At 73.4% G+C, this 14,621-nt stretch carries 3 protein-coding genes; all 3 read left to right on the top strand.

What is annotated here, in order from left to right; translation table 11 throughout:
• Nucleotide 1: 1 nt before the first annotated feature.
• From IG88_RS0115780 to fabD, 3 genes are read left to right on the top strand one after another with little or no spacing between them, the layout of a single operon-like run.
• Nucleotides 2–5,065, top strand: coding sequence for a beta-ketoacyl synthase N-terminal-like domain-containing protein (locus IG88_RS0115780; RefSeq protein ID WP_031040677.1), 5,064 nt, complete (start codon nt 2–4; stop codon nt 5,063–5,065).
• A gap of 41 nt (nt 5,066–5,106) precedes the next feature.
• Nucleotides 5,107–11,184, top strand: a complete 6,078-nt coding sequence (locus IG88_RS0115775) for a non-ribosomal peptide synthetase (protein ID WP_031040675.1) — start codon at nt 5,107–5,109, stop codon at nt 11,182–11,184.
• The gene (gene fabD, locus IG88_RS0115770; RefSeq protein ID WP_031040672.1) at nt 11,181–14,540 is read left to right on the top strand and encodes an ACP S-malonyltransferase; all 3,360 of its coding nucleotides are present in this window, start codon (nt 11,181–11,183) and stop codon (nt 14,538–14,540) included. Before IG88_RS0115775 ends, fabD begins: the two co-directional genes overlap by 4 nt.
• Nucleotides 14,541–14,621: the final 81 nt, after the last annotated feature.

Here is a 14,621-nt window from a genome sequence, read left to right as displayed (position 1 = left end):
GTTGCTGACCGCTCGGTTCGACCTCTCGCTCCGCAACCCGTTCGTCGCGGGACATCTCGTGCGCGGGCAGGCCCTGCTTCCGGGACTCGCCTACGTCGACCTGATCCTGCAGGCCTTCGCCCGCCACGGTCACCCGCACACCGGGCTGGAGCTGCGCACCCTGTCCCTGTACCACCCGCTGACCGTCGGCCCGGGCCAGGTCGTCCCCCTCGCCCTCGAGGCCGAGGAGGACACGCACCGGGCCGGCACCTGGCGGGTCCGGCTCGTCTCCGGCGACGTCGAGCACGTGACGGCACAGGTGCACCGCACCGGCGCCGTGTCCTTCCCCCGGGTCCTCGACCTCGCTGCCGAACGGGCCGCCGCGACCGACGTGCTGGACCTGGCGGACGTCTACCGGCACTGCCGCGACCAGCACCTGGTGCACGAGGGGAGCATGCGCTGCCGGGGCACGGTCCACCGCGGCCCGGCCGGGACCCTCGTCGAGCTGGAGGTGGCCGACGAGGCCCGCGCCGATGCCCCGCACCTGCTCGCCCACCCCGCGCTGCTCGACGCCGCCGCGGTGGCCGCCGGGTACGGCGCCAGCCTCGGCACGTCCGGCCAGCCGCTGCACCTGCCGCTGTGCTACGAGTCCTTCCGCGCCACCGAGGCCCTCACCGAGCGCTGCACGGCCCGCATCCCGGCCGACTCCGTGCACCGCGCCGGTGACCTGCTCACCCTGACGATCGAGTTCTACGCACCGGACGGGCGGCAGGTGGCCGAGCTGCGCGGCTTCACCAGCAAGCCGCAGCCGCCCGCCGCCGCGCCCGTTCCCCCGCCGGCCACGCCACTCGTGGACGGCCGGGACGACGGCGGCTGGGAGCCGGTGCTGCGCGCCGAACTCGCCCGTGAACTGCGCCGGGCCCCCGAGGACGTGGACGCCGCGCTCGGCTTCTACGAGATGGGCCTCGACTCCGCCGCGCTGCTGCGGGTGGTCAACGCCCTGCAACGGCGCGCGGACGCCACACTGCCGCCGTCCCTCCTGTTCGAGTACACGACGGTCCCGGCCCTCTCCGCCTGGCTGACCGCCCACCACCCCTCGACCGCACACCGGCCCGCACCCGCGCCGGTCGCCGCGCCCGGGCCCGTACAGACGCCCCCACCGGCACCCGCGCCGGGCCCCGTGCCCGGGCCCGCACAGACACCCGCGTCCGTGTCCGTTCCGGCCGCGTCGAGCACGCCCGCCCCGACAGGCATCCCGGCCGGGGACGAGGAGTGTGTCCTCGCCGTCGTCGGTATGTCCGGCCGGTACCCCGGAGCGCCGGACCTGGACGCCTACTGGAACAACCTGCGCTCGGGCGTCGACAGCGTGACGCGTGTCCCCCGGGACCGCTGGGACCCGGCCGAGCACCGGCGGGGGAAGCCGGGCGAACCCGGCCACATCTCCTGCGAGTACGGCGGGTTCCTCGACGACGTCGACAAGTTCGACCCGCTGTTCTTCAACATCGCTCCCCGGGACGCCGTCGCCATCGACCCGTTGGAGCGCCTCTTCCTGGAGCAGTCCTGGCTCGCGCTGGAGGACGCCGGGTACACCCGCGCCGGCCTGCGCGGCCCCGTCGGCGTCTACGCGGGCGCCATGTTCCAGGAGTACCCGCTGTTCGCCGCCGAGGGGACCACCGACGACGGCCGCCGCGTCGGACTGGGGACCGGCGGAGCGTCGATCGCCAACCGCGTCTCCTACCTGTTCGGCTTCACCGGCCCCAGCATGCTCGTCGACACGGCCTGCTCCAGCTCCCTGACCGCGGTGCACATCGCGGCGCGGGCCCTGCGCGGCGGCGAGATCCGCGCGGCGCTGGTCGGCGGGGTCAACCTGTCGCTGCACCCCAACAAGTACCTCGTCCTCAGCCAGAGCGAGTTCCTCTCCGAGGGGGGCCGCTGCGCGGCGTTCGGAGCCGACGCGGACGGCATGGTGCCCGGCGAGGGCGTCGGCGTCCTGGTGCTCAAGCGCCTGGCGGACGCCGAGCGGGACGGTGACCACATTCACGGCCTCGTCCGCGGCACCGCTGTCAACCACGGCGGCCGCACGGGCGGTTACACCGTGCCCGACCCCCGGGCCCAGCACGACGTGATCACCGCCGCCCTCGCGGACGCCGGGGCCGACCCGAGCACCGTGAGCTACGTGGAAGCACACGGCACCGGCACCCCGCTGGGCGACCCGGTCGAGGTCACCGGGCTCGCCAGGGCACTGGGCCGGGCCCGGGAAGGGGTGCCCGAGTGCGCCGTCGGTTCGGTGAAGTCGGGCATCGGCCACCTGGAGGCCGCGGCCGGCGTCGCGGGTCTCACCAAGGTGCTGCTCCAACTGCGCCACGGGGAACTCGCACCCACCCTGCACGCCGACCGGATCAACCCCGGCCTGGAGCTGGAAGGCACCCGGCTGCGGGTCAACACCGCACTGCGGCCGTGGACCCGCCCCCTCGTGGACGGTGTCGAGCAGCCGCTGCGGGCCGGGGTCTCCAGCTTCGGCGCGGGCGGCGCCAACGCCCACGTGGTGGTGGAGGAGTACCGGGACCGGCGCCCGCGCACCGAGGCGGCCGTGGGTCCGGCACTCGTGGTCCTCTCCGCCCGGGACGAGGACCGGCTGCGGGCCTCGGCCGAGCGGCTGCGGGCCGTCCTGGGCCGTCCGGCCGTGGCGGAGCCCGGTGCCGACCAGGTCCGCGAAAGCATCGCGCGGCTGGCCGCCGACGTGTCCGGCGCCCCGGCCCCGGCCCCGGACGCCGACCTCGCGGCGGCAGGGTTCGACACCGTGGCCACGGCCCGGCTGCTGATGCGGATCAACCGCACGTTCGGCGTGAGCCTCGCACCGACGGCAGGACAGGAGCACCCCACCCTCGACGCGCTCGCCGCGCACCTGCGCTCCGCCCACGGCGTGGCCGCGCCCGCCACGGCACCGGCGGCTCCCGTCGCCGCGCCCGTGCCCGCCCTGCACGAGATCGCGCACACCCTGCTCGTGGGCCGGGAGGCACAGCGCGAACGGCTCGCCCTCGTCGTCCCCGACACCGCCCGGCTGGCCGAGGAGCTGGACGCGTTCCTCGCCGGACGCGCCACCCCGGCCGCCCACCGGGACAGTACGGACTCGCGGCGGGCCCGGGACCTGCGCCGCACGGTGGGCGACGCGGGCGAGGAGCTCGTGCGCGCCGCCGTCGGCCGCGGCGACCTGGCCGAGATCGCGGACCTGTGGGCGGGGGGCGTGGCGGTGGACGCGGCGCTGCTGTACCCGCACCCGCCGGTCCGGGTGCCGCTGCCCGGCTACCCCTTCGCCCGGGAACGCCACTGGATCACCGACGTACTGAAGCCGGGACGTCCGGCGCCGACCGGGGTCGTGCCGACCGGCGTCGTGCCGGCCACGCCCGCACCCGCCGTCGCGCCGGTTCCCTCGGTGCTGGCGGAGGTGGAGGAGGCCGTCGCGGTGCGCCCGCGGGTGTACGAGGTGGAATCGAGCCTGCCCGACCTGAGCGCCTACCAGGAGACGGTCGCCGCGCTCAGCGGGATCTGCCGCACGGCGCTGCTCAGCACGTTCCGCGACATGGGCGCGCTGCGCACCGCGGGGGAGCGCGTCACCCGCGCGGAGCTGCGCGCGAGGCTGAACGTCGCCGACCGGCATCACCGTCTCTTCGACGCGCTGCTCGAACTGCTCGGCGAGGCGGGCTTCGTCCGCGTCGACGGCGACACCGTGACGGTGGCGGCCGTCGACGAGCACGACCTCCAGGCCGAGATCGACGCGCTGCCCGCCCGCCGTCGTGACCTGCTGGACCGGGCACCCGACAACGAGGCACTGCTCACCGTGCTGGACGCCTGCCTGAGCGCCTACCCCGAGGTGCTCTCGGGGCGCAAGAACCCGCTGGACGTCCTGTTCCCCGGCGGTTCCTTCGCGCAGATGGACGCCATCTACAAGAACCAGCAGCAGACCAACGCCCTGATGGCACAGGCGGTGCGGGAGTACGTCACCCGCCGCCTGGCCCGTGACCCCGGGGCGCGGATCACCCTGCTGGAGATCGGGGCGGGTACCGGCGGCACCAGCCGCGGGGTGCTGGCCGCGCTGGAGCCCTACGCCGCCCACCTGAAGTACCACTACACCGATCTGGGCAGCAGCTTCGTCCAGTACGGGGCCCAGGAGTACGGCGGACGCTCCTTCGTGGAGTTCAGGCAGCTCGACATCGAACGGGACCCCCTGGAGCAGGGCTTCGAGGCGGCGAGCGTCGACGTGGTCGTCGCCGGCAACGTCCTGCACGCGACGCGGGACATCGGCCGGACGCTGCGGCACGCCAAGGCACTGATGAAACCGCACGGCATGCTGGCCCTGTTCGAGGTGACCCGGCTGCACGAGCTGCTCACCATCTCCTTCGGGCTGTTGGAGGGCTGGTGGACCTTCGAGGACACCGACCGTCTGCCGGGCTCGCCGCTGCTGAGCGTGCCCATGTGGCGACGGGCCCTGGAGCGCGCCGGTCTGCGCGGGATGCGCGTCCTGTCCGGCATGCCGCTGCGTGAGGACCGCCTCTCGGAGAGCGTGCTGCTGTCCGAGAGCGACGGCCTCCCGGTCATGGACGACCCGGCTCCCGGGCCCGCCCGGCCTGCCCCGGCCTCCGACCCTGCCCCGGCCCCGGCTTCCGGCCCTGCACCTGCCCCTGCCCCGGTCCCGGCCTCCGCCCCTGCCCCTGCCCCGGTTCCGGCCTCCGATCCGGTCCCAGCCCCGGAGTCCGAGGCGGCCCCAGAACCCGAGCATGCCGCCGAGCCCACCGCCGCACCCGATTTCGCCAACGACATCGAGCGGCTCATCGCCGAGGCGTGGCAGGAGGTGCTCGGCGTGGACCACGTCCGTGACACCGACAACTTCCAGGACCTGGGCGGCGACTCGATCATGGCCTCCCGCATCAAGGCCCGCCTCAACAGCAGCCTCCCCTTCGAGCTGGAGATGCGTGAGCTGATGACCGCCGCCACCGTGCGTGAGATGGCCGAACTCGCGGAGACCGAGATCATCGAGCGCATCGACGAGCTTCCCGAGGACACCGTACGCAGCATGTTCGCCGGTTGACGGCACACGGCCCACAGCCACCGAGCGCAGAGAGGAAGCAGATGTCACTGGACCGGGTGTTGGCCGGTCGGCGGGCCCGACTGTCGCCCGCCAAACTCGCCCTGCTGGAAAAGATCAAGGGAACGGTGGGCGGCGACAAGGCCCCCTCCGTCATCCCCCGCCGGGCCCGCACGGGACGCGTACCGCTGTCGTTCCAGCAGCAGCGGATGTGGTCCCTGGACAAGCTGGTGCCCGACAGCCCCGCCTACAACGTGGTGCTGACGTTCCGGCTCGACGGTGAGGTCCACCCCGAGCTGCTCGAGCGTGCCGTCAACGAGATCGTGCGCCGGCACGAGGCCCTGCGCACCACGTTCCCCGACGAGGACGGCCGGCCCTGGCAGGAGATCGCGGACGAGCTGACCGTCCCGCTGCCGGTGACCGATCTGTCGGACCTGCCGGGCGAGGCCGAGCAGGAGGCGGAACTCGCGCGCCTGACGGCAAGCGAGGCCCGGCACGTCTTCGACCTGGCGCGCGGCCCGCTCCTGCGGGTCCGGCTCTACCGGCTCGCCGCGGACACGTACACGTTCCTGCTGAACACGCACCACATCGTCATCGACGGCTGGTCCATCAACAACCTGGTCAGGGAACTGCTGCTGCTGCACCGGGCCTATGCCGCCGGTGAGCCCTCGCCCCTGCCCGAACCGACCCTGCAGTACGCCGACTACACGCTGTGGGAGCGGGAACGGCTCAGCGGCGCCGGGCTGGAACAGCGGCTCGCCTACTGGCGCGAGCGGCTGGGCGACCGCAAGCCGGGGTCGGAGCTGCCGATGGACCACCCCCGGCCGCCGGTCCAGACGTTCCGCGGCGGCAGCACCGCGTTCGACATCGACCCGGAGGTGGCCGAGCGGCTGCGGGAGGTGACCCGCAAGGGCAACAGCACCCTGTTCGTGACGCTGGCCGGTGCCCTGAAGATCCTGATGTGCCGGTGGACCGGGGACGAACGCGTCGTCATCGGCACGCCCATCGCCAACCGGCACCACAGGGAGACCGAGGACCTGATCGGCTTCTTCGTCAACACCCTCGTCCTCGACACCGACCTGTCGGGCAACCCCCCGGCCGAGGAGGCGCTGCAGCGGGTGGCGGCCGTCGCCAAGGGGGCCTACGCCCACCAGGACATGCCCTTCGAGCTGCTGGTGAACGAGTTCCGCCCCGAACGCGGCATGAGCATGAACCCGCTGTTCCAGGTCTGCTTCGCCCTCCAGACCGCCCCGGCCGAGGAGGCCGAGGACTCGATCCTCGGGCCGGTGCGGGAGATCCGCAACGGCACCAGCAAGTTCGACCTGTGGATCTCCGTCGCCGAGCGCGAGGGCCGGCTCACCGCGTCGGTCGAGTACAACGCCGACATCTTCGAGCACGACACCGTCCGGCGCTTCGTGGACTCCTACCAGGTCCTCCTGCGCTCCCTCGCCGAGGACCCCGGCCGCCGCATCGGCGAGCTCAGCATCCTCCCGCCCGAAGAACGGCACCGGATCCTGGTCGGGTTCAACGACACCGCTCGCCCCTACCCCGAGGCGGCCGGAGCGACCCTCCACGGCCTGGTGGAGCGCTCCTTCGCCCGTACCCAGTCGGGCAGGGCCGCCGTGCGTTTCGAGGGCGAGGACCTCACCTTCGGCGAACTCGACCGCCGTTCCGCCCAGGCCGCCCACCTGCTGCGGGAGCTGGGCGTGCGGCGCGGCACCCCCGTGGCCGTGTGCATGGAGCGCTCGCCGGAAATGGTGGTCGCGCTGCTCGGCGTCCTGCGCGCGGGCGGTGCCTACCTGCCGGTCGACCCCGGATACCCGCCGCAGCGGCAGGAGTTCATGCTGGCCGACTCGGAGCCGGGGATCCTGCTCACCCAGGGGCGGCTGCGGGACGCACTGCCGCCGCACTCGGCGCGCACGGTGTGCCTGGAACCGGGTGCCGACGGCCTGTGGTCCGCGCTGAACGGACGGCCCACCACCGCGCCCGGCACGGACGCGGACCCGGACAGCGTCGCCTACATGATCTACACCTCGGGTTCCACGGGACGCCCGAAGGGCGCCATGATCAGCCACCGGGCCATCTGCAACCGGCTGCTGTGGATGCAGGACGCCTACGGCCTGACCCCGGACGACCGGGTGCTCCAGAAGACGCCGTTCAGCTTCGACGTCTCCGTCTGGGAGTTCTTCTGGCCGCTGATGACGGGCGCGCGCATGGTCGTCGCCCGCCCGGAGGGCCACAAGGACCCCGCCTACCTGGCCGACCTGGTGCGCGACGAGGGCGTGACCACGCTGCACTTCGTCCCGTCGATGCTCAAGGCATTCCTGGAGACCGACGGACTGTCCGGGCGCATCGGCTCCGTCCGGCGGGTCTTCGCCAGCGGCGAGGCCCTGTCGTACTCCCTCCAGGAACGGTTCTACGAGCACTTCGCGCCCGTGGCGCCCGAGGCCCGGCTGCACAACCTCTACGGGCCCACGGAGGCCGCCGTCGACGTGACGCACTGGACGTGCCCGCCGACCGGCGGTCCCCGCACCGTGCCCATCGGCCGGCCCGTGGCCAACACCCGCATCCACATCCTCGACGGACACCTCAACCCGGTACCGGTCGGCAGCCCCGGCGAGCTGTGCGTCGGCGGCGTCCAGGTCGCCGAGGGCTATCACCGGCGCCCCGAGCTGACCCGGGAGCGCTTCGTGGCCGACCCGTTCGCCGGACTGTTCGGCGACGGCCCGGGCGCGCGGCTGTACCGCACCGGAGACCTGGCCCGCTACCTGCCGGACGGCACCATCGAGTACCGCGGCCGGACCGACTTCCAGGTCAAGGTGCGCGGCTTCCGGATCGAACCCGGCGAGATCGAGGCCGCCCTCGGCGAACACCCGGCGATCCGCGAGGCCGTCGTCGTCACCCACGGGACGGCCGGGGAGACGGGTGACGCCACCGGCGACGCCCACAAGCGGCTCGTCGCCTACGTGGTGCCCCGCACCGACGCCGAGCCGACGGCCGGTGGCACCGGGGCCGCGGACGAGGACCAGGTCGACGAGTGGGAGAGCGTCTTCAGCCGTACCTACGCCGACGGCGCGGACGCCAAGGAGGCCGACTTCAACATCGTCGGCTGGAACTCCAGTTACACCGGCCGGCCGCTGCCCGCCGACGAGATGCGCGGCTGGGTGGAGTCCACCGTGGACCGCATCCTCGCCCACGGACCGCGGCGGGTCCTGGAGATCGGCTGCGGCACCGGACTGCTGCTCGCCCGGATCGCCCCCTCCTGCACCGTCTACCACGGCACCGACATCTCCCGGCGGGGCCTGGACTTCGTACGCGAGCGGATCGTGCCGGACCTGCCCGGGAGCGTACGGGTGGAGCTGGAGAAGCGGGACGCCGACGACCTCGCCGGGCTGCCCGCGGAGGGTTTCGACACCGTCGTGGTGAACTCCGTCGCCCAGTACTTCCCCGACGTGCGCTACCTGGAGTCGGTCGTCGCCCAGGCCCTGGACCTGCTGCGCCCCGGCGGCCGGATCTTCCTCGGGGACCTGCGCAGCCTGCCCCTGCTGGAGGTCTTCCACAGCGACGTCGAGGTGGCGCGGGCCGACGCGGACACCGGACTGGACGTACTGCGCCGCCGCGTCGCCGAGCGGGTCGCGCAGGAGCAGGAACTGGTGGTCGACCCCGCACTGTTCACCCTGCTGTGCGCACGCCACCCCCGGCTCGCCCGCGCCGAGGTCATGCTCAAGCGCGGCCCGTACGTCAACGAACTGAGCCGCTACCGCTACGACGTGGTGCTGCACACCGAGGACCCGGACGAGCCGTCCGGAGCGGACCGGCGAGGCGGCACCGAGCCGCTCCGGCTCACCTGGGCGGACCGGGACACCCCGGACGAGGCCCGCCGCCTGCTGGCCGAGGACGCACACCGGGCCCTGCTCGTCACCGACGTGCCCAACTCCCGCGTCTCCAGGGCGCGGTGGCTGTGCCGAGAACTGGCCGAACCGTCGGCCGCGGGCACCGGTGCCACCGCCGGTGAACTGCGCGAGCGCGCCGAGGCCGCGGCCGAGGACGGTGCCGACCCGGAACAGTGGTGGGCGTTGGCGGCGGATCTCGGCCGCACGGCGTCGGTGTTCTGGTCCGAGCAGCCCGACGGCTCCTACCACGTCCTGCTGGCCCCTCCCGGCGCGCAGGTCGTCCTTCCGCCGAGCGGGACCGCCGCCCGTGCGCTGCACACGTACGCCAACAGCCCGCTGCTGTACCGCCTCGGGCGGCGGCTGACGGCCGACGCGGCGACGTTCCTGCGGGACCGGCTGCCGGAGTTCATGGTGCCCGCCGCGGTCGTCGCCGTCCCGGAGCTGCCCACCGACGCCAACGGCAAGCTGGACCGCAAGGCGCTGCCCGCCCCGGTGTTCTCCACCGCTGCCGCGCAGGACGACCGCTCACAGCCCGGCACCCCGGAGGAGGAGGAACTGCTGGCGGCGTGGAGCGAGGTGCTGGGCCTGGCCGACGCCGGGGTGCGCACCGACTTCTTCGAGGCGGGCGGCGACTCCATCCTCAGCATCCGCCTGGTCAACAAGGCGCAGCAGCGTGGCCTGGCCGTGACCGCGCAGGACGTCTTCCAGCACAAGACGATCGAGGCGCTGGCCCGGGTGGCCCGCGCCCGCGCCCAGGAGGCCACCGCACCGCGCGCCCCGGCCCGCACCGGCCCGGCGCTGGACGAGGCGACCCGACGGCGCGTGGCCGAGAAGCACCCCGACGCCGTGGACGCCTACCCGCTCAGCAGCACCCAGGAGGCGGTCCTCCACCACCTGCGGCACCACCCGGAGCCGGGCGCGGGCGTCGTCCACCAGCGGTGGCGCATCAAGGACGCCGACTTCGACCCCGACGCCTTCGAACGGGCCTGGCGCCACACCGTGCGCCGCTTCCCGGTGCTGCGCACGTCCTTCCTGTGGGAGTCGGTGACGGAGCCCGTCCAGGTGGTGCACCCCGACGCCGAACTCGCCGTCGCCCGGTACGACTGGCGGGGCATGCGCCCGACGGAGCAGGAACGGCGCATCCAGGCCCACGTCGCCGCCCACCGCAGGCAGGGCTTCGACCTCTCCCGGGCCCCGCACACCCATGTCGCCCTGTTCCGACTGGACGAGGACACCTACGACTACCTCTACATGTTCTCGCTCGCCCTCCAGGACGGCTGGAGCTACCCGATGATCATGAACCAGCTCTTCGAGGCCTACGACGCCTGCGTCGCCGGCCGGGACCCGGTCGCGCCGGAACCCGACACGGTCTTCCGTGACTTCTGCGTCTCGCAGGCGCAGCGGGACCTCACGGAGGCCGAGGAGTTCTGGCGGCGCGAGCTGGCCGGCCTGCAACTGCCCGCGCCCGCGCTGGCGGTGCCGCACGGCGAACGCCGCCCCCGTGCGGAGGACCCCGACCTGCTGCACGACGGTCTGCTCGTCCCCGACGAGATCACCGCCGAGATCCAGCGCCGGGCCAAGGCCCACGCGCTGACCCCGTTCACCTTCCTGCAGGCCGCCTGGGCCCTGCACCTGTACGACACCTCGGGGGCGCGCGACGTCGTCTTCGGGACCGTCTTCTCCGGCCGGGCCGGCGCCCTGGTGGACGTGGAGACGGGAGTCGGCCAGTTCTTCAACATCCTCCCAGTGCGGGTCCGCGTCGATGCGCAACTGACCGTCGGGCAGTGGCTGCGGGAACTGCAGCGCCGGGTGGGCGAGATCGCCCGCCACGAGCACGCGCCCGTCGCCAAGGTGCACGCGTGGGCGGGCGTGCCCCGCGACCGGTTCCTGTTCGACAGCTACCTGGTCAACGAGACCTTCCCGGAACTTCCGGCGGTGTTCGGCAGGTTCGGTGCGCGCCTGGGCGCCGAACCCCTGGAGTTCATCAACCAGACCGAACACCCCCTGCGCATCGAGGCCGTCTTCGTGGACGGGCACCTCGTGCTGAACATGAACACCTACTCGGGCGGCTTTCCGCCCGGCGCCGTCACCGGCCGGCTGCGCTCGTTCGCGGCGCTGCTCCAGGAACTGGTGACGGGCGGCCAGGACCGCACGGTCGCCGAGGTACTGGCGGACCGGGCCGGACGCACCACCCAGACCGACACGTCCTCCCGGGAGGTCACCCCATGACCGAGCGGTCATTGCCCACCGTCTTCATGTTCTCCGGTCAGGGCTCGCAGTACTACCAGATGGCCCGTGACCTGTACGAGAACGAGCCCGCCTTCACCACGGCCATGGACCGGCTGGACTCGGTGGCCCGCGACGAGCTGGGCGCGTCCGTGGTGGCCCGGATCTACGACGACGGCCGCAGCAGGGCCCAGCCGTTCCTGGAGACCGCGGTCACCCATCCCGCGATCGTCATGGTCGAACTGGCCCTCGCCGAGATGCTGATGAGCGAGGGCATCCAGCCGGACGTCCTGCTGGGGGCCAGCCTCGGCGAGTTCGTCGGCGCCGTGCTGGCGGGCGTCCTGGACGAGAGCGACTGCCTGCGCCTACTCATCCGCCAGGCCCGCGCCCTGGACGACTGCCCGCGCGGGGGAATGCTCGCGGTGCTGGGCCCGCCCTCGCTCCACGCCGAACTGGCGGAACTGCGCGACGGCACCGACCTTGCGGCCCGCAACTACGACCAGCACTTCGTGGTGTCGGGGAGTGAGGAGGCACTGGCCGCCGCCGAGGCCCGGCTGCGCCGGCTCGACGTCCCCTACCAGCGCGTCCCGGTGGAGCAGGCATTCCACTCCCGGCTCATGGACCCCGCCTACGCCGCCTGCGCGGCGGCCATGGAAGGAGTGCGGCTGGGCGCGCCCCGGCTGCCGTTGGTCTCCTGCGCCGCGGGCGCCGCGGTGACCGAGCTGACCGCCGGGCACTTCTGGACGGTGGCCCGCGAGCCGATCGAGTTCCAGCGGGCCGTCGCCCACCTGGAGGAGCAGGGCCCGCACCGCTACCTCGACCTCGGCCCCTCGGGCACCCTGCACAACTTCGTCCGCAACAACCTGGGGCAGCAGCCGAGGTCGGTCAGCTTTCCGCTGCTCAGCCCGTTCGGCCGCAACACGGCCCTGCTCAGGACGGTGCGGGAGGAGGTCACCGAGCGCCGCACCGCCCCAGCGGCCGCACGGCAGTCCGCCGCCGCACCGGACGCCACGGCACCGGACGCCCCGCCCGCCACCCACCGGAAAGGTGCTCCCATGAAGGTCTACGGCTTCCCCGGCCAGGGGTCCCAGGTCAAGGGCATGGGCAAGGGGCTCTTCGAGGAGTTCCCCGAGCTGACGGCCACGGCCGACCGCGTCCTCGGCTACTCCGTGGCACGCCTGTGCGTGGAGGACCCCGACAAGCAGCTCAGCCTGACGGAGTTCACCCAGCCCGCCCTCTACGTGGTGGGGGCGCTGTCCTACCTGAAGAAGACCCAGGACGACCCCGAGCCGCCCGACTGCCTGATCGGGCACAGCCTCGGCGAGTACGTGGCGCTGTTCGCGGCCGGTGTCTTCGACTTCGAGACCGGGCTGCGGCTGGTGCAGCGCCGGGCCCTGCTCACCGCCCGCGCCGAGGGCGGCGGCATGGCCGCGGTCGTCGGCTGCGAGCAGTCAAGGGTCGAGGAGGTGCTCAGGCAACCTGAACTCTCCGGGCTCGCGATCGCGAATTACAACTCACCCGAGCAGTTCGTGATTACGGGCCCGCGGGAGGAAATCGACAGGGCGCGTGCCTTCTTCGAATCTGAACGCGCCTTCTTCACCCGGCTCCGAGTCAGCGGGGCATTCCATTCCGAATCCATGCGACCGGCTTCCGAGGAATTCGCGGAATTCCTTTCCGGATTCCAGGTGTCGTCCCCCTCGATACCCGTCGTGTCCAATGCGGACGCCCGCCCGTACCCGGCCGAGCGCGCCGCGCTGTGCGACACCCTGACCCGTCAGATCTACAGCGGTGTGCAGTGGATCGACACGGTCCGGTACCTCATGGGCCGGGACGAGGACTTCGTGTTCGAGGAAGTCGGCCCCGGAACCGTCCTGACCAAGCTGGTCCGCAAGATCCGGGAGAAAGCGACACCGCTGCCCGCCGTGGCCCCGGACCCAGCCCCGGCCCGGTCACCCGCCCCCGAGTCCCGTCCCGAGCCCCTTCCGGAGCCCGCCCTCGCATCCGCCCCCGCACCGGCGGCCCCCGCCCCCGCGCGCCCTGCCGCGGCCCCGGCCGGCCTCACCGCGGAGAACCTGGGCGCGGCGTCCTTCCGGGAGCGCTACGGACTGCGCCTGGCCTACCTGGCGGGCTCGATGTACCGGGGCGTCTCGGGCGCCGAACTGGTCGCCCGGCTGGCCAAGGCGGGGAGCATGGGCTTCCTGGGCACCGGCGGCCTGTCCTCCGAGCGGATCGAGGAGGAACTGCGCACCGTCCACGCGGCCGTCGGGGACGACGCGCCTTTCGGTGCGGCCCTGCAGAGCGACCACGCGGACCCCGACCGGGAGCTGGCCCTGGTCGACCTGCTGCTGCGGTACGGCGTACGGACGGTGGAGGCCTCGGGACACCTGCAGATCACCTCGGCACTGGTCAAGTACCGGCTGAAGGGCGGCCGGGTGATCGCCAAGGTGACCCGCGCCGACATGGCCCGGCAGTTCCTCGCCCCGCCGCCGGCCGCCCAGGTGGACCTCCTGGTGGAACAGGGGCACCTCACCCACGCCGACGTCCAGCGGCACGGCGGCCGCCCGGTCGCCGACGACCTGTGCGTCGAGGGCACGGGCTGGCGCGCCCAGGCCGAGGGGCTGGCCACCCTGCTGCCCACCGTCCTGCGGCTGCGCGACGAGCTGGCCACGGACGGACACCGGGTCCACGTGGGCGCGGCGGGCGGGCTCGGCACGCCGGAGGCCGTCGCCGCGGCGTTCCTGCTGGGCGCGGAGTTCGTCCTGACGGGCTCCGTCAACCAGTGCACCGTCCAGGCGGCGACGAGCGAGGCCGTCAAGGACATGCTCCAGAACATCGAGCCGCACGAGGTCGAGGCGGCCCCGTGGGTCGAGGAGTTCGAGCTGGGACGCCATGTGCACTCCCTGAAGCGGGGCGTGTTCCTGCCCGCCCGGGCGGCCAAGCTGCACGACCTGTGGCGGCGGCACGGTTCGTTCGAGGAGATCGACGCGGCCACCCGGACGCAGCTCGAGGAGAAGTACCTGCGGACCACCTTCGAGGCCGCATGGGCGCGGGTGGCACCCGAGGCGGGCACCGCCGGGGCGCCGGACCGTGAGGCGGGGGGCCGCCGCCGGCTGGCCCTGGTCTTCCGCGACTACCTGGACGGCTGCCTGGCCGCCGCGGCCGAGGGCGACCCGCGGCGGCGGGTCGAGTACGCCGTCCACTGCGGTCCCGCCCTCGGCGCCTTCAACAGCTACGTCGCCGGCACCGACCTGGAGGACTGGCGCGGCCGGGACGTCGACCTGATCGCCGACCGGCTCATGGCGGCCGCGGCGCAGGAACTGCGGGAGCGCTGCGCCCGGCTGCTCGGCGTGGCGGCCTGACCGGGCACGGCGCACGACAAGCGGCCGGCCGGGCCTCCTCGGGGTGAGGACGCCCGACCGGCCGGCGGCCGTGGCACCGGC

This window comes from Streptomyces sp. NRRL F-5650 (genome assembly GCF_000721365.1).
Classification (GTDB): Bacteria; Actinomycetota; Actinomycetes; order Streptomycetales; family Streptomycetaceae; genus Streptomyces; species Streptomyces ardesiacus.
The sequence above is the reverse complement of the archived record's forward strand: the minus strand, read 5'-3'. Positions and strand labels throughout refer to the sequence as shown.